The organism is Pseudonocardia xinjiangensis, from assembly GCF_012911925.1.
In the GTDB taxonomy this organism is placed as follows: Bacteria; Actinomycetota; Actinomycetes; order Mycobacteriales; family Pseudonocardiaceae; genus Pseudonocardia; species Pseudonocardia xinjiangensis.
The window spans coordinates 1-21,172 of record NZ_JAAXKY010000133.1; the positions used below are offsets into that span (position 1 = coordinate 1).

A 21,172-nucleotide genomic window follows, 5' to 3' on the forward strand; every position below is an offset into this window, starting at 1 on the left:
GTTCCGCAGCCCGCCCCGCAGCCCGTGGCGCTGAAGCCGGTCGACGCGGTGTGCGCCGCCGCTGACCCCCCTGCCCGCGAGTCGCCCGAATCCTGCCCGCGAGTCGCCCGGATTCCGCGCCCGAGTCGCCCCGTCCACGGTTCGGATCCGGCAACGACGACGCCGCCCGTCCCCTGCGGGGGACGGGCGGCGTCGGTGGTTGTGCGTGTCCGTCAGGCGGTGCCGGGCTGCTGCTGCTTGTTGGTCTGCGGCGAGGCCGGGATGGCGGCCGTGTCGCCGCCCGTGACCTCACCCGCCACCGGCGCACCGTGCAGGGACGCGCGGATCTGCTCGAGACGGCTCGCCCCTGCCATGTCGACCGTGGACTGCTGCACCTCCAGCATGCGGCCCTGCACCGAGTTCTGCGCGAGCTCCGCGGAACCGATGGCGTTGGCGTAGCGCCGCTCGATCTTGTCGCGGACCTCCTCCAGCGACGGGGTGTTGCCCGGCGCCGCGAGCTCGGTCATCGACCGCAGCGACGCCGCGGCCTGCTCCTGCATCTTCGCCTGCTCGAGCTGGCTCAGCAGCTTAGTGCGCTCGGCGATCTTCTGCTGCAGCATCATCGAGTTGCGTTCGACGGCCGTCTTGGCCTGGCCGGCAGCCTGGATCGACTGGTCGTGCAGCGTCTTGAGGTCCTCGACGGACTGCTCGGCCGTGACCAGCTGGGTGGCGAAGGCCTGCGCCGACTGCTCGTACTGCTGCGCCTTCGTCTCGTCGCCCGAGGCACGGGCCTGGTCGGCGAGCACGAGTGCCTGCCGGGCCGACGCCTGCAGCTTCTCGATCTCTCCGAGCTGCCGGTTGAGCTTCATCTCCAGCTGACGCTGGTTGCCGATCACCGCGGCCGCCTGCTGGGACAGCGCCTGATGCTGCCGCTGAGCGTCCTCGATGGCCTGCTGGATCTGCACCTTGGGGTCGGCGTACTCGTCGACCTTGGACGAGAACAGCGCCATCAGGTACTTCCAGGCCTTCGTGAAACCGTTGGCCATCTGCTCCGCCCTCCGAGTGCGACGCCGCTCGTCGCTGCATGTCGTTGTCCGGGCCGTCCGGCATGTCCGCCGGTGCGCCGGTTCCCATCGTGGCATCGGACCGGCCCGGCTTCCACCGCTCGCCGACGATATCGGGGATCATCCGGAGGTCGCCGTCGGGGCGACCCGGAGGTCAGGCTACCGCTCGGACGCTCCGCACGGTGACGACGACGTGCAGATACGTGTCGGCACCCGCCGGAGTGACGGGTGCCGATGACGTGGGCGGTGGAGGAGGCGGCGGCTGGGTCAGGCGGCGGCGCACACCGCGTCGACCGGCTTCAGCGCCACGGGCTGCGGGGCGGGCTGCGGAACGGGATGACGCGGGGCGACCGGCGTGATCGGCGCCAGCGGCATCGCGGACGGGTCGTCCGTGGCACCGGCGATCCGGAGGTCCATGTGGCGCAGGCCGACGGGGCGGCGCAGCGGCACGGCGTCGGCGGCCAGCGCGTCGGCGGCCATGGCCTCTGCGGCCTCGGTGAGCAGGTCGTGCAGCGCGATGTCGAGTGCGTCGCAGATGGCGGCGAGGAGCTCGCTGGAGGGTTCCTTGCGGCCGCGCTCCACCTCGGACAGGTAACCGAGGCTCACCCGCGCCCGGCGCGAGACGTCCCGGAGGGTCCGCCTGCGCGCCGTACGAGCACGCCGCAGACTGCCGCCGATCGCCTCCCGCATCAGCACCGCCATGCGACCCTCCTCGTCGTCCGCCGGCCAAGGTGGACACCGCGCCGGTGAGATCACCGTACCGATTCCAGACCCGCGGCGTCGCCGGACGCGGCGGCCGGTCGCGTCCGCCCACGGCGAACACGACGCGCGGGTCAGCGCTCGGGGAGCGCCGCGGCGGCCGCGGAGCGCAGCCGCATCGCCCGCAGCACGTAGTCGAGCCCGGTGACGACGGTCAGCAGGATGGCCACCGCGAGCACCGACCATCTCAGCTTGTCGACGACGTCGGCCGCTCCCAGCAGCTCGAGCGGGAGCAGGTACAGCCCGATCGCCAGCGCCTGCGCCAGCGTCTTGGCCTTGCCGCCGCGACTGGCCGGGATGATGCCGTGGCGCAGCACCCAGAACCGCAGCACCGTCACACCGATCTCCCTGGCCATGATCACGATGGTGACCACCCACGGCACCAGCCCGATCACCGACAGCCCGATCAGGGCCGCCCCCGTGAGCGCCTTGTCGGCGATCGGGTCGGCGATCGTGCCGAACGCGGTGACGAGGCCCCGGCGCCGCGCCAGCTCACCGTCGTACCGGTCGGTGATCGCGGCGAGCGCGAACACACCGAACGCCGCGAGCCGCCATTCCGTGCTCGTGCCGTCGTCGACGAGCAGCACGACGACGAACACCGGCACCAGCGCCAGCCGGATGCCGGTCAGCACGTTGGCGATGTTCAGCAGCGGCGGCGGGCCCGCGGGTGCAGAACTCACCCGGACTCCCGCGCGGCGGCGCCCACAGCGGTGCCTTGCAGGTCGCTGCGGGGCAGCAGCTCGCGGGGGGACACGACGAGGTCGGTGCCCTCCGTGCCGACGACGACCGCGCGCACCAGGTCGCCGACCGCCAGCCCGGACCCGCGCTCGAAGACGCACTCGCCGTCGACCTCGGGTGCCTGGTGCGCCGCGCGGCCGGTGCACTCGAAGTCCTCGTCCTCCTCCGCCTCGACGAGCACCTCGACCTCCGTGCCGACGCGGTCCTCCGCACGCTGGGCCATGAGCTCGTCGACCAGCGCGCTGATCCGGGAGACGCGCGCGAGGACCTCCTCGGGAGGCAGCTTGCCGTCGTAGGTCTCCGCCTCCGTGCCGTCCTCGTCGGAGTAGCCGAACACCCCGACCGCATCGAGCCTGGCCCCGACGAGGAACGCCTCCAGCTCCGCGAGGTCGTCCTCCGTCTCGCCGGGGAAGCCGACGATCACGTTGCTGCGGATCCCGGCCTCGGGAGCGAGGGCGCGGATACGGGCGCAGAGGTCGAGGAAGTCCTCCCGCGACCCGAACCGGCGCATCCGCCGCAGCACCGCCGGGCTCGCGTGCTGGAACGACAGGTCGAAGTAGGGCGCGACGCCCGGCGTGGTCGCGATGACCCGCAGCAGGTCGGGACGGACCTCGGCGGGCTGCAGGTAGCTGAGGCGGACGCGGTCGACGCCCGGCACGTGGGCCAGCCGCGGCAGGAGCTGCACCAGCGCGCGCGTGCCGCCGGGCAGGTCCTTGCCGTAGGACGTGGAGTTCTCGCTGACGAGGACGAGCTCGCGCACCCCCTGCATCCCGAGCCACGCGGCCTCCGCCACCACGTCGTCCGGCGGGCGGGAGACGAACGAGCCGCGGAACGACGGGATCGCGCAGAACGCGCAGCGGCGGTCGCAGCCGGACGCCAGCTTCACCGGCGCGACCGGGCCGTCGGACAGGCGCGTGCGCGCGAGGTTGGGCAGCCAGGCGTGCCCGGGCACGGCGACGTCGACCGCGGCCGCCGGGCGCTCGACCGGCGAGATCGGCAGCAGCGTGCGCCGGTCGACCGGCACGTGCGGGGCGGGCGCGTGGCCGCCGATGACGTCGGAGAGGCGCTCGGCGAGGTCGGGATAGGCGTCGAAGCCGAGCACGGCGTCGGCCTCGGGCAGGCTCTCGGCCAGCTCGGCGCCGTACCGCTCGGCCAGGCACCCGACCGCCACGACCTTCGCGCCGCTCGCCTTCGCGGCGTCCGAGGCGGCCAGGAGGGTGTCGATCGAGTCCTTCTTCGCCTGCTCCACGAAACCGCAGGTGTTGACGACGATCACGTCCGGTGAGTCGTCGCCGTCGGCGGTGACCAGCTCCCAGCCGGAGCCCTCCAGCCGGCCGGCGAGCTCCTCGGAGTCGACCTCGTTGCGGGCACAGCCCAGGGTCAGCAGGGCGGCACGGCGTGGAGCGACCGGGGAGCGCTCGTCGTCTCGCCGCGGAGCGTCAGCGGAGCGGGCCTCGACGCTGCGGGTTTCTGGCACGGGCACCAGGGTATCCGCCATCGATGATCTAGTCTGACCCGTCGTGGCAACGATGGCCGTACGGCGGGCCAGAACCGCCGACGTGACGACGATCAAGCAGCTCGTGGACTCCTACGCGGGACGTCTGCTGCTCGCCAAGGAAACCGTCACCCTGTACGAGTCGGTGCAGGAGTTCGTGGTCGCCGAGCTCGACGGCGAGGTCGTCGGCTGCGGCGCCCTGCACGTCCTGTGGGAGGACCTCGGCGAGATCCGCACGGTGGCGGTGCATCCCCACGTCGTGGGCCGTGGGGTGGGGCACGCCATCGTCAGCGCGCTCATCGCCAACGCGCGCGAGCTGGGCCTGCGTCGGCTGTTCGTGCTGACGTTCGAGAAGCAGTTCTTCGCTCACCACGGGTTCGCCGAGATCGACGGCACCCCCGTCGAGCCGGACGTCTTCGCGGCGATGCTGCGCTCCTACGACGCCGGCGTGGCCGAGTTCCTCGACCTCGCGCACGTGAAGCCCAACACACTGGGCAACGTGCGGATGCTCCTGCAGCTGCCCGCAGGCCCCTGACGGTTTCCGGCCGCCGTTGTCGGACGGGGCCGGTAGCCTGCGGGAATGGCCGTACCGGTCAGCGACCCGGAGCTCGTCCCCGTCCCGGCCGCGTGGCAGATGCACGGGCGCAGGCCGGCCGCTGCGCTCCGCCCGTACGTCAGCGCGTACACCGGCTACCGGATGGACGCCGCACCGCGGTCGGTCCACCTGGGGGTGCCGTCGCCGCATCTCACCTTCGTCCTGTGTCTCGACGGGAAGGTCGAGATGCTCGCCAACGCCGACCCGGGCAAGCCGCCCGGCGAGTTCGCCGCGATGGTCGCCGGCCTGCACACCCGGCCGGCCCGGATCGCCCAGGGCGACCCGCAGACCGGCCTGCAGCTGCGGCTCACCTGGCGGGGAGCCCGCGCGCTGCTCGGGGTGCCCGCCGGGGAGCTCGCCGGTGACGTCGTGGATCTCGAGGCGCTGCTCGGACGACGCGCCGGCACGCTGCTCGCCCGGCTCGCCGCCGCACCCGGGTGGCCGGAGCGCTTCGCGCTTCTCGACGCCGAGTTCGCGGCGCTCGCCGGCCGGGGGCGCGGTGCACCCGGCGTGCTCCCTGAGGTCGGCTACGCCTGGGACCGGCTGGAGGAGACGGGCGGCAACCTGCGCATCGCCGACCTGGCGCGCGAGGTCGGCTGGAGCCGCCGGTACCTGGCGGAGAAGTTCCGCCAGGAGACCGGCCTCGCCCCCAAGGCGGCGGCCCGGGTGATGCGGTTCGAGAGGGCCTGCGACCTGCTGCTGGGTCCCCGCCGGCCCGCTCTCGCCCGGGCCGCGGGCGACACCGGCTACGTCGACCAGGCCCACCTGTCCCGCGACTTCCGCGAGCTCGCGGGCACCACCGCCACGGCCTGGCTCGCCGAACGCCGGCACGCCTGACAGCCCCCCGGCCCCGCGAGTCGCCCGATCCAGGTCCGCGAGTCGCCCCGTTTCCGCGCGCGAGTCGCCCGAGCCGGTGCGGGAGTCGCGGAGCAGGGACCCGCGATCAGCCTGTACGGCCCGGGTGACGCGCGGGACCGCCACGGGCGGCAACTCACCGACGGAATCCGGGCGACTCGCGCACGCGATTCGGGCGACTCGCGCGCCCGTACCGGGCGACTCGCGGAACCGGGACGGGCGACTCGCGCGCGGGATCCGGGCGACTCGCGGGAGGGTCAGCGCTGGTCAGCGCTGGTCAGCGCTGGTCAGCGCTGGTCAGCGCTGCTGCAGGATGCCCTGGATGTCGAGGCTGATCTGGATCGTCGAGCCCACGACCGGCACCCCGCGGGCCAGGATCTGCTGCCAGTTGACGGTGAAATGCTCCCGGTGCAGCTCGGTGGTGGCGGTGCAGCCCGCGCGCATCCCGTTCCATTCCTGCATGCCGAGGTAGGTGGCATCGAGCTGAACGTCGCTGGTCATCCCGTGGAGGGTGAGCTCTCCGTCGATCAGCCAGCGGTTGCCGCCGGGGCGGGAGAAGCGGTGGCTGGTGAAGTGCAGCTTGGGGAAGCGGGCGACGTCGAGGAAGTCGGCCGAACGCAGGTGCGCGTCCCGCTTCTCGGCGTTGGTGAAGACGCTCGCGGCGTCGATCAGCACCTCCACCTGGGAGTCCTCGAAGCGCGGGGCGATGTAGATCTGTCCGGCGAACTCCATGAACTGGCCGTACACCCTCGACATCGCGATGTGGCGGGCGATGAACCGGATGGCCGAGTGCTCGGGGTCGATCTCGTACAGCCCGGAGGTGGGAACGGTGAGTGTCTCGTCGGGCACGAGGGTGAGCTTGCCGAGTGCGTTGTGGGTGCCCCACTCGACCTCGGTGCGTTCGTGGAAGCTCTGGTAGCCGCCCGCCTCGGCCCGGATCCGGTAGGAGCCGGGCATCACGGCCGCCGCGAAGAACCCGTAGACGTCGGTCTCCGACCACGCGACCCGCTTGTTGCTCCGGTCGAAGATCGAGACATCAGCTCCCGGGAGGGGTTTCCCCTCGCTGTCGCGCACCTCGCCGCTCACCAGGCCGCCGGTGAGCGGTATCGGCATGAGAGCCTGCCGACCCCCGGTGACCTGCTTCTTTTCTCTCCGGCGACGACCGGTCCAGAACATGCCCCGGATACCTTCCCGACGTGCTGCCGATCAGCCGGAATCGACCGATCGGGCACACTCTGGCACGCTCTGTGATGACGCAACGACCGGCCCCTCCCCTGCTCACCCGATCGGGACATGCCGATCGATTCGGCGGATGGCGCCGTCTCCTACGGTGAGCGGACGGACCGGTGAGCCGTCAGTCCTCGGAGTCGTCGGGCTCCGGACCGCCACCGCCGCGCATCAGCCAGAGCACGCTCTCGAGCTCGTCGGGCTTGATCAGCACGTCCCGGGCCTTCGACCCCTCGGACGGCCCGACCACACCTCGCGACTCGAGCAGGTCCATGAGCCGCCCCGCCTTCGCGAACCCCACCCGGAGCTTGCGCTGCAGCATCGAGGTGGACCCGAACTGGGACGTGACCACCAGCTCGGCGGCCTGCACCAGGAGGTCGAGGTCGTCGCCGATGTCGGGGTCGACCTCCTTGGCCTCACCCGCCTTCTGGACGGTGACCCCTTCGGTGTAGGTCGGCTCGGCCTGCTCCTTGACGAACGTGACGACCGAGGAGATCTCCTCGTCGCCGACGAACGCGCCCTGCATGCGGGTGGGTTTCCCGGCTCCCATCGGCAGGTAGAGGCCGTCGCCCATGCCGATGAGCTTCTCGGCGCCCGGCTGGTCGAGGATGACGCGCGAGTCGGTGAGCGACGAGGTGGCGAACGCCAGCCGCGACGGCACGTTGGTCTTGATCAGGCCCGTGACGACGTCCACCGAGGGCCGCTGCGTGGCGAGCACCAGGTGGATGCCCGCGGCCCTGGCCTTCTGCGTGATGCGCACGACCGCGTCCTCGACGTCGCGTGGCGCGGTCATCATGAGGTCGGCCAGCTCGTCGACGATGCAGAGGATGTACGGGTAGGGCCGGTACTCCCGCTCGCTGCCCAGCGGCGCGGTGATCTCGCCGGAGCGCACCTTGCGGTTGAAGTCGTCGACGTGGCGGACCTTGTTGGCCTGCATGTCCTGGTAGCGCTGCTCCATCTCCTCCACCAGCCAGGCGAGCGCTGAGGCCGCCTTCTTCGGCTGGGTGATGATGGGCGTGATCAGGTGCGGGATGCCCTCGTAGGGGGTGAGCTCGACCATCTTGGGGTCGATGAGGATCATCCGGACCTCGTCCGGCGTGGCCCGCGAGAGCAGCGACACGAGCATCGAGTTGACGAAGCTCGACTTTCCGGAGCCGGTGGAGCCGGCCACCAGCAGGTGCGGCATCTTCGCCAGGTTGGCCGTGAGGAAGTGGCCCTCGATGTCCTTGCCCAGGCCGATGACCAGCGGGTGCTGTTCGGCGCGCGCGTTGCCGCTGCGCAGCACGTCACCGAGGCGGACCATCTCCCGGTCGGTGTTGGGCACCTCGATGCCGACGGCGGACTTGCCGGGGATCGGCGCCAGGATCCGCACGTTGTCGGTGGCGACCGCGTAGGAGATGTTCTTGGTGAGCTGGGTGATCTTCTCGACCTTGACCGCCGGGCCGAGCTCGATCTCGTAGCGGGTGACCGTCGGGCCGCGGGTGAAGCCGGTGACCTGCGCGTCCACCGAGAACTGGTCGAGCACGCCGGTGATCGACTCGATCATCGCGTCGTTCGCGCTGCTGCGGGTCTTGGCGACCGGCCCGGTGGGCAGCAGGTCGCTGGGCGGCAGGACGTAGGTGCCCTCCCCCTCGCTCGGGGAGACGGTGAGGCGCAGCTGCTCGCCGACGGGGCCGTCGGGCTCGGGCTCGGCCGGGGGCGTGGCCGGCACGGTGGCCGGTGGCCTGCGCTTCGGGCGCGGAGCAGGCGCCTCCTCGGGAGCCTCGGCGAACTCGACTCTCGCGACGGAGTCGTCGGGGGCCGCGTCCTCGACCCGCGACGCCTGGCGCCGCCGGGAGGGGCGCCGCAGTGCGACGGGGGGCGTCTCGACGACGGGGTCGGCGGCGTCCAGCTCGTCGGAGTCGGTGAGGGCCTCGTCGGGAACCTGGCCACCCACCCGGCGGAGGCGCTCGGGCACCTCCCGCACGGGGGTGCCGGTGAGCACCAGCAGCGCGTACCCGGACAGCAGCACGAGCACGGGCACCGCGACCCACGCCGTCAGGCCGGTGGCGAGCGGCGTGGCGGCCAGGTAGCCCAGCGCTCCCCCGCCGTCGACCCAGAGCCCCGGCGCGTCGGGGCGCCCCGCGGCGAGGTGTACGAGCCCGAGCACGCCGAGGGTCAGCAGCAGGGAACCGACGGCGACCCGTGGCCGTGCCTCCGGGTGCGGCCGCGTGGCCATCAACGCGATGCCGGCCAGCGCCAGCAGCACGGGCAGCACCGTGGATCCGAGCCCGATGACGTACCCGACGGCGGCGGACAGCCCGCGGCCGACCGGGCCACCGGCCCCCCACCAGATGCCCGCGGCGCTCACCACGGCCAGCACGAGGAGGACGACGCCGAGCCCGTCGCGGCGGTGGGCGGGGTCGAGCTCGCGGGTGCGCCCGATCGTGCGGCCTGCCGAACGGCCGAGCCGGGCGATGCCCCTGCCGACGGCGTCGAGACCGCGGTCGAGCAGGTCGGGACCGCGGCGGGGCGGCGGCTTCCGGGGGGCCGGGCGCCGGCCGGAACCGGACGGACGGCGCGCCGTGGAGCGGGCCGGCTCACGCACGGCGGCCTTGCGGGCAGTGGGTTTGCGGCCGCCCGCCGCCCGGGACGACGACGCAGCCCGGGACGACGACGCCGCGGTGCTCCTGCCGCCGCCTGCGGTGGTCCGTCCTGCCATGTCCCCACGGTATCCGGAACGACGCCCCTGTCCGGTGACCGACACCCGCCGGTCGCGTCCGGTGCGGACGCCCCCGCACAGAGTGTCGGGGGTCACTGGGAGGGTGATCCACGTGACGGACCACGGCGCGCACGCGTTCGACTTCATCCACGGCTCATGGCGGGTGCACAACACGAAGCTCCGCGACAACACCGATCCGCGCTGCGAGGAGTGGGTGGAGTTCGAGGCCAGCAGCGAGGTGTTCCCGGTGCTGCGCGGCGTCGGGCACGTCGACCGCATGGACGTCCCGGACCCACCCGACGGCGACCCGTTCGAGGGCTTCACCCTGCGGCTGTTCGATCCGGTGGCGGCCACCTGGAGCATCTGGTGGAGCTCCAGCCGCAGGCCGGGGCACCTCGACCCGCCGATGGTGGGGTCGTTCGTGGGCGACCAGGGCGTGTTCCTCGCCGACGACGTCGTCGGCGGCCACGCGGTCACGGTGCGCTTCGAGTGGCTCGCCGGGGCCTCCCCCCGGTGGCAGCAGTCCTTCTCCTACGACGGCGGGCAGTCCTGGAAGGTCAACTGGGTGATGGACTTCAGCCGGCGGCCGGGCGTTGCCGGCGGGACGTGAGGGCGTCCAGCACGAGCCCGGTGCCGATGCCCAGCAGCCAGACGTCCTTGGCGATCGCCAGGCCCTGCTGGGTGGGGCGCACGCTGCCTTCCTCGCGCAGTCCGGGGGTGCGCAGGTACAGCCCCACCAGGCCGGCGGAGAACGCGGTCAGGGCCGCCCCGGCCAGTAGCGTGGGCACCACGGGCAGCAGGAGTGCGGCGCCCACACTGATCTCGGTCAGGGCGAGCCCGCGGAGGAACAGCGGCGGGTCGACCTTCTTGACCATCGGGTAGCTGCCGCCGGCCATGCCATGCAGTGCGCCCGCGGTCTGCTCGTCGGCTCTCCATTTCTGCAGTCCGGAGTCGAGGATGAACGCTCCCGCAGACGTCCGGAGCGGGAGCCTGCGGAGGGTCGAGGCCACGGTCATGGCTGCTCCTGGGTTCGGGGCTGTGGCCCTGGGACTACCCCGAAACGGTCAGGAGTACCGGGTGAGCACCACCCACGTGGTGGTGCGCACGGTCTCGCGCCAGCCCGAGATCCGGTCCAGCACCGCGTCGAGCTCTCCCGCGCCGGGCGCCGACACCAGCACGATGAGGTCGAACTCCCCGGTCACCGTCTCGATCTCGGACACTCCGGGCAGCTCGCGGAGCCGCTGCACGTACCCGGCGACGTCGGGCGTCCGGATCACGAGCCCGACGCGGGCCCGGTGTGCGGCGGCGTCCCCCGGCAGCACCACGTCCGCGCGGTAGCCGCGGATCACCCCGGCGCGCTCGAGGCGTTGCACGCGGGCGAGCACGGCCGTGCGGGACAGCCCGATGCTGCGCCCCAGCTCCGCCATCGGGGCGCGCCCGTCAGCGGCCAGCAGCATCAGCAGTCGGCGGTCCAGGTCGTCGATCTGACGATCCGTCGGCGTCACGGCCGACATGGTGGCACTTCGCCGGGCAATACCGACGCTCGGCTGGCTGCGCCGTCAGGATCGCGTCAAGACACTGGACGCATGCCCGAGACCGTCACTCCCGAGCACGTGCACGACACCCTGCGTCGCCACCTCCTGGTGGACGGCTTCGACCTCGTCCTGGACACCCGGGAGAGCCGGGGTTCCTGGATCGTCGACGCGCGGGACGGGACGCGCCACCTCGACCTGTTCAGCTTCTTCGCCTCGGCGCCGCTGGGCATGAACCACCCGGCGCTCACCGGAGACCCGGCGTTCCTGGCCGAGCTCACCCAGGTGGCGGTCAACAAGCCCTCGAACTCGGACATTTACACCACGCACATGGCGTCGTTCGTGGAGACGTTCAGCCGCGTGCTCGGTGACCCCGCGCTGCCGCACCTGTTCCTGGTCGAGGGCGGGGCACTCGCCGTGGAGAACGCGTTGAAGACCGCGTTCGACTGGAAGCAGCAGCACAACGCCCTGCACGGGCGCCCCGAGACGCTCGGCACGAAGGTGCTGCACCTGCGCAAGGCCTTCCACGGCCGCAGCGGCTACACGCTCTCGCTCACCAACACCGACCCGGTGAAGACCGCCCGCTTCCCGACATTCGACTGGCCGCGGATCGACGTGCCGGCGATCCGGTTCCCGATGGACGTCGCGCAGGTGCAGGCGGCCGAGGACCGCGCGCTGGCGCAGGCCAGGGCCGCGTTCGAGGCGAACCCGCACGACATCGCGTGCTTCATCGCCGAGCCGATCCAGGGCGAGGGCGGCGACAACCACCTGCGCCCGCAGTTCCTGCAGGCGATGCAGGCGTTGTGCCGGGAGTTCGACGCCCTGTTCGTGCTGGACGAGGTGCAGACCGGCTGCGGGATGACCGGCACGGCCTGGGCCTACCAGCAGCTCGACGTCCAGCCCGACATCGTGGCGTTCGGCAAGAAGCTGCAGGTCTGCGGGATCATGGCGGGCGGCCGGGTGGACGAGGTGCCCGGCAACGTGTTCCGGGTGTCGTCGCGGATCAACTCGACGTGGGGCGGCGGGCTCACCGACATGGTCCGCTCGCGGCGCTACCTCGAGGTGATCGAGGCCGAGGGGCTGGTGGACCGGGCCGCGGTGCTCGGCAAGCGGCTGCTGGATGATCTGCGTGCCGTCGACGGGATTGACAACGTGCGCGGCCGCGGGCTGTTCGTCGCCTTCGACCTGCCCTCCCCGCAGGCCCGGGCCGCCGCGCTGCAGAAGCTGCACCGTGACGAGAAGGTGCTGGTGCTCGGCGGGGGCGAGCGGTCGATCCGGTTGCGGCCCGCCCTGACGATCGGCGAGGACGAGCTCGCGCTGGCCGTCGGCGCGATCAGCCGGGCGGTGGCGGCATGACCGGGCCGCGCAGCATCGGTTCGTTCGTCGAGGGCAAGTGGCGCGACGAGGCCCCGGGCGGGCGCCTCGCGTCGGTGGACCCGGCGCGCGGCGACACGGTGGCCGAGGCGCTGCTCGGCGACGCCGGGACGTTCGTCGAGGCGTGCCGGGCCGCCCGCGCGGCCCAGCGCGCCTGGGCCGCCACCCCGGCCCCCGTGCGGGGGCGGGTGGTCGAGCAGATCGGCCGGCTCGTCGAGGCCAACGCCGAGGCGCTGGCCGCCCTCGTCACCCGGGAGATCGGCAAACCGCTGGCCGAGGCCAGGGGCGAGGTGCAGGAGGTGGTCGACACCTGCACGTTCTTCGCCGGGGAGGGCCGACGGCTCTACGGGCAGACCGTCCCCAGCGAGATGCCCGACAAGCAGCTCTTCACGTTCCGCGTGCCCGTCGGCGTCGCGGCGATCGTGACGGCGGGCAACTTCCCGGTGGCGGTGCCGTCCTGGTATCTCGTGCCCGCGCTGCTCTGCGGCAACGCCGTGGTGTGGAAGCCCGCCGAGTACACCCCGGCCATCGCGGAGGCGTTCACCGAGCTGTTCGTGCGCGGCGGGCTCCCCGACGGCGTGCTGAACACGGTGCTGACCGACGGGCCCGCCACGTTCGACGGGCTCGAGACGGCGCTCGACGCCGGGCTGGTCGACAAGATCGGGTTCACCGGCTCGTCGGCGGTGGGCGTGCGGATCGGCGAGCTCGCCGGGCGGCACCTGCAGAACCCGTGCCTGGAGCTGGGCGGGAAGAACCCGCTGGTGGTGATGCCGGACGCCGACCTCGACCTCGCCGTGGAGGGCGCCCTGTTCTCCGGGTTCGGCACAGCCGGGCAGCGCTGCACCTCACTGGGCACGGTCGTGGTGCACGAGAGCGTTCACGACGAGTTCCTGCGCCGCTTCGACACCGCCGTGCGCGCCGCCGTGATCGGCGACCCGACCCGGGACGACGTCCTCTACGGGCCGATGATCTCCACGCGCTTCCTGCAGAGCTTCGAGCGCCACCTCGACCTCGTGCGCCCGCACCACACCCTGCACGGCTCCACCGGCACCGGGCGGATCACCGCGGCCAACCCGCGGGAGGGCTTCGTGGGCGACGCGGCGGCGGGCCTCTACGCCCACCCCACGGTCGTCGACGGCGTGCAGGCCGACGACGAGCTCTACCGCACCGAGACGTTCGGGCCGATCGTCGGCGTCGCCGCGTTCGGCACGTTCGACGAGGCGGTGGAGCTGGCCAACGGGCACGGCTACGGGCTCTCGGCGTCGATCTACACCTCCACGCCGGTGCACGCGTTCCGGTTCCGCGAGCGGGTGAGCGCGGGGATGGTGAGCGTCAACAACTCGACCTCCGGCGCGGAGGCGCACCTGCCGTTCGGCGGAAACGGTCGCTCCGGCAACGGCAGCCGGCAGTCGGGGGTGTGGGTGCTCGACCAGTTCACCCGCTGGCAGTCGATGAACTGGGACTTCGCAGGCAAGCTGCAGAAGGCCCAGATGGACACCGCTCAGCTTCCGGCGGACGTCGGTTTCCGTCTGCCGTGACACGGGGGGTCGGGTGCGGGTGCTGCGGCACCCGCACCCGCACCCGGGGGATCAGCTGTTCGTGTCGTACGTGGACAGGCCTCGTTCGCTCCATGCCGCCAGCAGCCGCCGGTCCCCTGATGCGGCAACGAGGTCCTCGTCGGCCAGCTGCTCGGCCGCAGCGCAGTGCACGGCGTCGTCGCCACACAGACCGAGGGCGTGGGCCGCGTCGGCGGCGGCCACGGCGAGGACCTCGTCGAGCTCGATGACCTCGATCTCGGCCCACAACCGGTCGAGCAGCTGACGGGCCTGCACGTACCGGCGACCGTCGAGGCGCGCCATGCGCTGCGCCTGGGCGAGCGCCGCCGCTGCCTCGACGTACAGCAGCCGGCAGGACACCACGGCGTCGGCGTCGTCCCAGAACCGACGGCAGGCCTGGCTTCCCGGTTCCGCGACGAGCAGGGGGACGACGGCGGACGTTTCGAGGCGGATCCCGATCTCCATCGCCCACCTCATGGTGGCTATTTCTGTGGGACAGATAATAGCCACTTCAGGCGCGAACTCACCCGCCCAGCGCGCGGGACAGCGAGGCAGCAACCACGCTCGGACGGCGGGTGAGGCGTTCCTCCCCGTCGGCCAGGGTCATCAGGCGCAGCCCCGCGTTCACCAGCAGCCAGCGCAGGGGCTCGGGCTCCCAGCGCCGTGAACGGTGCCCCACCCACGGCAGCGTGGTGAGCGGGTCGTCGCGGCCGAGGATCAGCGCGGCCAGGGTGGCGCCGGCCAGGTGGGACGTGGCCACGCCGTCGCCGACGTAGCCACCCGCCCAGCCTGCACCGTCCGGGGTGAGGCCGACGCCCGCGTGCCAGTCGCGCGGTATGCCCAGCGGGCCGCCCCAGGCGTGGGTGAAGTCGTCCGGCCGCAGCGCCGGGAACAGGCCGGTCGCCGCCGCCCGCAGCCCGGCGAACACCCGCGGATCACGGTCGAACGCCGGCCGGATCTGCGAGCGCCAGTGGTATGGGGCCCCGCGGCCGCCGAAGACGAGCCGGTCGTCGGCGGTGCGCTGGCCGTAGACGATGAGGTGGCGGTGGTCGGTGAAGGTCTGGCCGCCGGCGAGCCCGGCCACGTCCCAGAAGGACGCGGGCAGCGGCCGGGTGGCGACGATCAACGAGTACACCGGGGCGACCGAGCGCGCCGCGAGCCCGGCGCTCCACGCCTCCGTGGCACGGACGGTGGCACGCGCCCGGACCACCCCCCGGTCCGTCTCGACCTGCCGTGGCCCGATCGACAGTGCCGTGGTGCCCTCCGCGATGCAGCCGCCCCGGCGCTCGACGGCCCGGGCCAGCCCGCGGGCGAGGCGCGCCGGCTGGATGCGCGCGCAGTGCGGGGTGACCGTGGCACCCAGGACGTTCGACGCGCCCACCAGCGCGGTCGCCTCCGTGGCCCCGACCAGTGCGATCTCGTCGGCTCCCGACTCGGCGGCCTCGGCCCGGGCGCGGACGAGCTGGGCCGGCGTGCGCGCGAGAGCCACCGTGCCGCCCTTGCGCCAGTCACAGGCGATGCCCTCCTCGGCCACCACCGCGCCCACGTCGTCGACGGTGGCGCGCATCGCCGCCCGCATCGCGTCCGCGGCCGCGGCGCCGTGCCGCCGGGTGAGGGCGGCGGCGCTCGCCGGGAACAGCGCCGAGCACCAGCCGCCGTTGCGCCCGCTCGCCCCGAACCCCGCCACCTCGCGTTCGACCACGACGACACGCAGGCCGGGGTCACCGCGCAGCAGGCGGTACGCGGTCCAGAGGCCGGTGTACCCGGCCCCGACGACGCAGACGTCGGCCTCGGTGTCGCCGGAGAGCGGGGGCCGGGGCGCGAGCGGGTCGCCGTCGGCGACGACCTGCTCGTGCCACAGCGACAGTGAGCTCAGAGTCGGGCCCACGCCTCCGTCAGCACCCCCCGCAGGATGCCCTCGATCTCGTCGAACTCCGCGGGACCCGCGACGAGCGGCGGGGCCAGCTGGATGACGGGGTCGCCGCGGTCGTCCGCCCGGCAGTAGAGCCCGGCCTCGAACAGGGCCTTGGAGAGGAACCCGCGCAGCAGGCGCTCGCTCTCTTCCGCGTCGAACGTCTCCTTGGTGCCCTTGTCCTTCACCAGCTCGATGCCGAAGAAGAACCCCTCCCCGCGCACGTCGCCGACGATCGGCAGGTCGAGCAGCTTCTCGAGCGTCGCCCGGAACACGGGGGACTGTGCCCGCACGTGGTCGTTGAGCCCCTCCCGCTCGAAGATGTCGAGGTTCGCCATCCCCACCGCCGCCGAGACGGGATGGCCGCCGAAGGTGTAGCCGTGCAGGAAGGACGTGGTGCCCGAGCGGAACGGCTCGAACAGCCGGTCGCTCGCGATCATCGCGCCGATCGGCGAGTAGCCCGAGGTCATCCCCTTCGCGCAGGTGATGATGTCGGGCACGTAGCCGAAGTCGTCGCAGGCGAACATGCTGCCGATCCGCCCGAACGCGCAGATCACCTCGTCGGACACGAGCAGGACGTCGTGGGTGTCACAGATCTCGCGCAGCCGCTCGAAGTAGCCGGGCGGCGGCGGGAAGCAGCCACCCGCGTTCTGCACGGGCTCGACGAACACCGCGGCGACGGTGTCGGCGCCCTCGGCGAGGATCGCCTCCTCGACGCGGTCGGCGGCCCACCGGCCGAACGCCTTGAGGTCGCCGCCGACGTGGCTCGGCGCCCGGTAGGCGTTGGTGTTGGGCACCTTGAACGCCCCGGGGACGAGCGGCTCGTAGGGGATGCGCAGGTCGGGCACGCCGGTGATCGCGAGCGCTCCCTGCGGGGTGCCGTGGTAGGCGATCGAGCGGCTGATCACCTTGTGCTTGGTGGGCTTGCCGACGAGCTTGAAGTACTGCTTCGCGAGCTTCCACGCGCTCTCGACGGCCTCGCCGCCACCGGTGGTGAAGAAGACCCGGTTGAGGTCCCCCGGCGCGTACGCCGCGAGCCGCTCGGCGAGGTCGATCGCGCCCGGGTGGGCGTAGGACCAGATCGGGAAGTACGCCAGCTCCGACGCCTGCCGCGCCGCCGCCTCGGCCAGCTCACGACGGCCGTGGCCCGCCTGCACGACGAAGAGGCCGGCGAGCCCGTCGAGGTACTCGCGGCCCGCGGCGTCCCAGACCCGGCAGCCCTCGCCGCGCACCATGATCGGAACCTGCCCGCCCTCCTCGTAGGTGGAGTGGCGGGTGAAGTGCATCCACAGGTGGTCGCGCGCGGCCTCGACGCGGTCGGTGCCCCGGGGCGTGCGGCCCGGCTCGGTACTCGTGACGGTTTCGGGTGTCGTGGTCAACGGGTTCCCCAGTTGTAATGCTGCTTGCGCAGCTTCATGTAGACGAACGTCTCGGTGCTGCGGACGCCGGGCAACGCCCGGATCCGCCTGCCGACCAGCTCCAGGAGGTGCTCGTCGTCCTCACAGACCGCTTCCGCCAGCACGTCGAAGCTGCCGGCGGTGATCACCACGTAGTCGACCTCCGGCATCGCGGCCAGCGCGTCGGCCAGCTCGACGACGTCGCCGTCCGCACGCACCCCGACCATCGCCTGGCGGCGGAAGCCGAGCTGGAGCGGGTCGGTGACCGCGACGATCTGGATCACGCCCGCCTCCTGCAGGCGGGCCACCCGCTGCCGGACGGCGGCCTCGGAGAGGCCCACGCTGCGGGCGATCGTGGCGTAGGGCCGCCTGCCGTCCTCCTGGAGCTGCTCGACGATCGCCTTGCCGACGTCGTCGAGCAACGCATGGACGGCGGAGTGCGGCTCCGGGGTGGTGACCACGATCCTGAGCGTAGACGCCCGATCCCCACTTCGGAACGGAATCAGTTGATGATCAACAGGTGCAACACGGATTTCATCGCGTTGATCAAAGACGGTATCGAAATCCGTCGTCAGCAGCGTTAAGGTCCGCCGTGCGTCACAGCGCGTGACATGGTTGGCGACCGGAGGATTCGATGACCACGAAGGAAACGCCCCCGGTGGCAGCGCCCGACGGCTCGGCACCCGGCGCGAAGGGCCTGCAGGGCGGCGCCCTCGGCCTCGTGTCCAGCGTCGTGATCGGGCTGGCGTCCACCGCCCCCGCCTACAGTCTCGCCGCCAGCCTCGGTCTCATCGTGGTGCTGGCGGGTGAGAAGGCGCCGTCGATCATGCTGCTGGCGTTCGTCCCGATGTACCTGATCGCCGTGGCCTACCGGGAGCTCAACCGCGCCGAGCCCGACTGCGGCACCACCTTCACCTGGGCCGGGCGCGCCTTCGGGCCGTGGATGGGCTGGATGGGCGGCTGGGGCATCATCGCCGCGGACGTCATCGTGATGGCCAACCTCGCCCAGATCGCAGGCCAGTACTCGTTCCTGCTGGTGGGCGCCGACTCGCTGGCCGCGAGCACGCTGTGGACGACCGTCGCGGGCGTCGTGTGGATCGCGGTGATGACCTACATCTGCTACCGCGGCATCGAGGTCTCGGCGCGGCTGCAGTACGCGCTGCTCGGCATCGAGCTCGTGGTGCTCGCGGCGTTCGCCGTGGTGGCGCTGGTCAAGGTCTACTCCGGAGACGCCCCGGAGGGCTCCATCGTCCCGAGTCTCGCGTGGCTGTGGCCGAGCGGCATGGACCTGTCCGACCTCGTCGACGCCGTGCTGATCGCCGTGTTCCTGTACTGGGGCTGGGACACCGCCGTCGCCGTCAACGAGGAGAGCGACGACCCGGGACGCACCCCGGGACGCGCCGCGGTGCTGTCCACCCTGCTGCTGCTGGTCACCTACGCGCTGGTGTCGGCGGCCACCGTCGCCTTCGCGGGCACCGGCACCGAGGGCATCGGGCTGGGCAACCCGGAGAACTCCGACGACGTGTTCGCCGCGATCGGCCCGGCCGTGTTCGGCGAGAGCGGCCTCGGCCACTTCTTCGTCGTCCTGCTGATCATCTCGGTGCTCACGTCGTCGGCCGCGTCCACCCAGACGACGATCCTCCCGACGGCCCGCGCCGCGCTGTCCATGGGCGCCTACCGGGCGATCCCGCGGCGCTTCGCCGGCATCCACCCGCGCTACCTGACCCCGGGCTACGCCACCTGGGCCATGGGCATCGCGTCGATCGTGTTCTACGTCGGGCTCACCCTGATCAGCGAGAACGTGCTGGCCGACTCGATCTCCGCCGTCGGCCTGCTGATCGCCTTCTACTACGGGCTCACCGGTTTCGCCTGCGTCTGGTACTACCGCAGGCAGCTGCACGGGCGGGACCTGTGGGTGAAGGGGGTGCTGCCCGGTCTCGGCGGCGTGATGCTGCTCGTGGCGTTCGTGCTCTCCAGCATCGACTACGCCGCGGCGGACGCCGGCGCCACCACGGTCTTCGGCATCGGCGGGGTGTTCCTGATCGGCATCGGGGCGCTGCTGCTCGGCGCCGTGCTGATGCTGATCTACAGCCGGGTGGCACCGCCGTTCTTCCGCGGGGAGACCCTGCAGCCCGGCACCGCCGACCTGCTGATCGGTGCGGACGACCCCGTGCCCCACGTCCGGCTGCCCGACTCCGGCGACATGTCCACCGTGATCGCTCCCGACCGCTCCAACCTGCCGCCCGGTCAGGAGCCCCACGAACCGCGCCGCGGCGGCAGGCCGTGCTGTCGGTCAGACCGCGATGACCGTGGGCACGATCATCGGACGCCTGCGGTAGGTCTCGCCCACCCACTTGCCCACCACGCGGCGCACCGACTGCGCGATGCGGTGGGTGTCGGTGATGCCCTCGGACTCGGTGCGGGACAGCTCGTCCTCCACCAGCGGCAGCACCGCATCCAGCGCCTTGGGGTCGTCGGAGAACCCGCGGCCCGACAGGGTCGGGCGCGACACCGCGCGGCCCGTGGTGGAGTCGACCGCCACCGTGATGGAGATGAACCCGCCCTCGCCCAGCACGAGCCGGTCGCCGAGGGTGCTCTCGCCGATGTCGCCGACGGCGAGCCCGTCGACGTACACACGGCCCACCTCGACGCGCCCCGTGATCGACGCCTTGCCGTCGACGAGGTCGACCACCACGCCGTCCTCCGCGAGCACCACGGAGTCCTCCGGCACACCGGTCCTCGTGGCCAGCGCGGCGTTGGCCCGCAGGTGGCGCCACTCGCCGTGCACCGGCATCACGTTGCTCGGCCGCACCGCGTTGTAGAGGAAGAGCAGCTCCCCGGCGGGCGAGTGCCCCGAGACGTGCACCTTCGCGGTGCCCTGGTGCACGACCTTGGCCCCCAGCCGGGTGAGCCCGTTGATCACGCCGAACACCGCGGTCTCGTTGCCCGGGATCAGCGAGCTGGCCAGGATGATCGTGTCCTCCGGCCGGATGCGGACCGAGCGGTGGTCGCCGCGCGCCATCCGCGCGAGCGCCGACAGCGGCTCGCCCTGCGACCCGGTGGAGACGATCACCAGCTGGTCGTCGGGCAGCTCCATCGCATCGTCGATCTCGACGAGCAGACCCTCGGGCACCGTGAGGAAGCCCAGCTCGGCGGCCAGGCCCATGTTGCGCACCATGGACCGGCCGACCAGGCACACCTTCCGCTTGTGGGCGACGGCGGCGTCGAGCACCTGCTGCACGCGGTGCACGTGGCTCGCGAAACAGGCGAGGATGATCCGCGCGGGCGAGTTGTGGAACACCCCGTCGAGCACCGGGCCGATCTCGCGCTCGGCGATCACGAACCCCGGGACGTCGGCGTTCGTGGAGTCCACCAGGAACAGGTCGACGCCCTCGTCGCCGAGCCGGGAGAACCCGGCGAGGTCGGTGAGCCTCCCGTCGAGCGGGAGCTGGTCGAGCTTGATGTCGCCCGTGTGCAGCACCAGACCCGCCGGCGTCCGGATCGCGACGGCCAGCGCGTCCGGGATCGAGTGGTTGACCGCGAAGTACTCGCAGTCGAACGACCCGTGCCGCAGCCTGGTGCCCTCCTTCACCTCGAGGAGGTGCGGCGTGAGCCGGTGCTCCTTGCACTTGGCGGCCACCAGCGCGAGCGTGAACCGCGACCCGACGATGAGCAGGTCGGGCCGCTGGCGCAGCAGGAACGGCACCGCGCCGATGTGGTCCTCGTGACCGTGGGTCAGCACCAGGGCGTCGATGTCGTCGAGGCGGTCCTCGATCGCCCGGAAGTCGGGCAGGATCAGGTCGACGCCGGGTGAGTCCTCGGCAGGGAAGAGCACGCCGCAGTCGACGACGAGCAGCCTGCCCTCGTACTCGAACACGGTCATGTTGCGGCCGATCTCACCGATCCCGCCGAGCGCGACCACCCGCAAGGCGCCCTCGGGCAGGGGCGGCGGGGGGCCGGCGGGGAGCTCGGCCGGGTTGACCTCCTC

Annotated in this window: 18 protein-coding genes and 1 pseudogene; 6 read left to right on the forward strand and 13 right to left on the reverse strand. The window is 72.4% G+C overall.

Annotated elements, in window-relative coordinates; translation table 11 throughout:
* Positions 1-212: 212 nt before the first annotated feature.
* The 4 genes from HF577_RS29220 to rimO all read right to left on the reverse strand — a co-directional run bounded on the left by HF577_RS29220 (position 213) and on the right by rimO (position 3,927).
* A complete protein-coding gene (locus tag HF577_RS29220; protein WP_169399206.1) occupies positions 213-1,025 on the reverse strand; it encodes a PspA/IM30 family protein in 813 nt (270 codons plus the stop codon).
* 285 nt (positions 1,026-1,310) lie between these two features.
* Positions 1,311-1,745 carry a helix-turn-helix domain-containing protein gene (locus HF577_RS29225; RefSeq protein ID WP_169399207.1) on the reverse strand — a complete coding sequence of 145 codons (435 nt, stop codon included), beginning with the start codon at positions 1,743-1,745 and terminating at the stop codon, positions 1,311-1,313.
* Positions 1,746-1,876: 131 nt separating this feature from the next.
* Positions 1,877-2,482, reverse strand: a complete 606-nt coding sequence (gene pgsA, locus HF577_RS29230; RefSeq protein WP_312859446.1) for a CDP-diacylglycerol--glycerol-3-phosphate 3-phosphatidyltransferase — start codon at positions 2,480-2,482, stop codon at positions 1,877-1,879.
* Positions 2,479-3,927, reverse strand: a complete 1,449-nt coding sequence (gene rimO / locus HF577_RS29235) for a 30S ribosomal protein S12 methylthiotransferase RimO (protein WP_246267490.1) — start codon at positions 3,925-3,927, stop codon at positions 2,479-2,481. Before rimO ends, pgsA begins: the two co-directional genes overlap by 4 nt.
* 142 nt (positions 3,928-4,069) lie before the next feature.
* Here rimO and HF577_RS29240 point away from each other — a divergent pair, with 142 nt between their 5' ends.
* The gene (locus tag HF577_RS29240; protein WP_169399219.1) at positions 4,070-4,570 is read left to right on the forward strand and encodes an amino-acid N-acetyltransferase; all 501 of its coding nucleotides are present in this window, start codon (positions 4,070-4,072) and stop codon (positions 4,568-4,570) included.
* 45 nt (positions 4,571-4,615) lie between these two features.
* Complete coding sequence (locus HF577_RS29245; RefSeq protein WP_246267488.1) at positions 4,616-5,467, forward strand: helix-turn-helix domain-containing protein; 852 nt, start codon at positions 4,616-4,618, stop codon at positions 5,465-5,467.
* A 315-nt stretch (positions 5,468-5,782) separates the two neighbouring features.
* Here the strand turns inward: HF577_RS29245 and HF577_RS29250 are convergent, their stop codons facing one another.
* Both HF577_RS29250 and HF577_RS29255 read right to left on the reverse strand, forming a co-directional pair.
* Entirely contained in the window at positions 5,783-6,598 is an 816-nt protein-coding gene (locus tag HF577_RS29250) for a YceI family protein (RefSeq protein ID WP_169399209.1), read from the reverse strand.
* 241 nt (positions 6,599-6,839) lie between these two features.
* Positions 6,840-9,413 carry an FtsK/SpoIIIE family DNA translocase gene (locus HF577_RS29255; protein WP_169399210.1) on the reverse strand — a complete coding sequence of 858 codons (2,574 nt, stop codon included), beginning with the start codon at positions 9,411-9,413 and terminating at the stop codon, positions 6,840-6,842.
* Positions 9,414-9,525: 112 nt separating this feature from the next.
* Here HF577_RS29255 and HF577_RS29260 point away from each other — a divergent pair, with 112 nt between their 5' ends.
* Positions 9,526-10,023: a hypothetical protein gene (locus HF577_RS29260; protein ID WP_169399211.1), complete on the forward strand. Its 498-nt coding sequence runs from the start codon at positions 9,526-9,528 to the stop codon at positions 10,021-10,023.
* Here HF577_RS29260 and HF577_RS29265 read toward each other — a convergent pair.
* Positions 9,989-10,429 carry a DoxX family membrane protein gene (locus HF577_RS29265; protein WP_169399212.1) on the reverse strand — a complete coding sequence of 147 codons (441 nt, stop codon included), beginning with the start codon at positions 10,427-10,429 and terminating at the stop codon, positions 9,989-9,991. The genes HF577_RS29260 and HF577_RS29265 overlap by 35 nt on opposite strands.
* Positions 10,430-10,477: 48 nt before the next feature.
* A complete protein-coding gene (locus tag HF577_RS29270) occupies positions 10,478-10,918 on the reverse strand; it encodes an Lrp/AsnC family transcriptional regulator (RefSeq protein ID WP_169399213.1) in 441 nt (146 codons plus the stop codon).
* An 81-nt stretch (positions 10,919-10,999) separates the two neighbouring features.
* Here HF577_RS29270 and lat point away from each other — a divergent pair, with 81 nt between their 5' ends.
* Both lat and HF577_RS29280 read left to right on the forward strand, forming a co-directional pair.
* Positions 11,000-12,301, forward strand: a complete 1,302-nt coding sequence (lat, locus tag HF577_RS29275; RefSeq protein ID WP_169399214.1) for an L-lysine 6-transaminase — start codon at positions 11,000-11,002, stop codon at positions 12,299-12,301.
* Positions 12,298-13,857 (forward strand): aldehyde dehydrogenase family protein, encoded by a 1,560-nt coding sequence (locus tag HF577_RS29280; protein ID WP_169399215.1) that lies wholly within the window; start codon positions 12,298-12,300, stop codon positions 13,855-13,857. Before lat ends, HF577_RS29280 begins: the two co-directional genes overlap by 4 nt.
* A gap of 51 nt (positions 13,858-13,908) precedes the next feature.
* Here HF577_RS29280 and HF577_RS29285 read toward each other — a convergent pair whose 3' ends face one another.
* The 4 genes from HF577_RS29285 to HF577_RS29300 all read right to left on the reverse strand — a co-directional run bounded on the left by HF577_RS29285 (position 13,909) and on the right by HF577_RS29300 (position 17,645).
* Entirely contained in the window at positions 13,909-14,340 is a 432-nt protein-coding gene (locus HF577_RS29285; RefSeq protein ID WP_169399216.1) for a type II toxin-antitoxin system VapC family toxin, read from the reverse strand.
* A gap of 58 nt (positions 14,341-14,398) precedes the next feature.
* Complete coding sequence (locus HF577_RS29290; RefSeq protein WP_211175015.1) at positions 14,399-15,763, reverse strand: NAD(P)/FAD-dependent oxidoreductase; 1,365 nt, start codon at positions 15,761-15,763, stop codon at positions 14,399-14,401.
* Positions 15,748-17,073 (reverse strand): aspartate aminotransferase family protein, encoded by a 1,326-nt coding sequence (locus tag HF577_RS29295; RefSeq protein ID WP_211175016.1) that lies wholly within the window; start codon positions 17,071-17,073, stop codon positions 15,748-15,750. The genes HF577_RS29290 and HF577_RS29295 overlap by 16 nt, the downstream gene beginning before the upstream one ends.
* An 89-nt stretch (positions 17,074-17,162) precedes the next feature.
* Entirely contained in the window at positions 17,163-17,645 is a 483-nt protein-coding gene (locus tag HF577_RS29300) for an Lrp/AsnC family transcriptional regulator (protein WP_312859447.1), read from the reverse strand.
* A gap of 173 nt (positions 17,646-17,818) precedes the next feature.
* On the opposite strand from HF577_RS29300, the pseudogene HF577_RS29305 reads away from it, so the two are divergent.
* Positions 17,819-19,105, forward strand: a pseudogene (locus HF577_RS29305) (APC family permease); the annotation flags it as partial.
* 372 nt (positions 19,106-19,477) lie between these two features.
* Here the strand turns inward: HF577_RS29305 and HF577_RS29310 are convergent.
* Positions 19,478-21,127, reverse strand: a complete 1,650-nt coding sequence (locus HF577_RS29310) for a ribonuclease J (RefSeq protein WP_169399223.1) — start codon at positions 21,125-21,127, stop codon at positions 19,478-19,480.
* Positions 21,128-21,172: the final 45 nt, after the last annotated feature.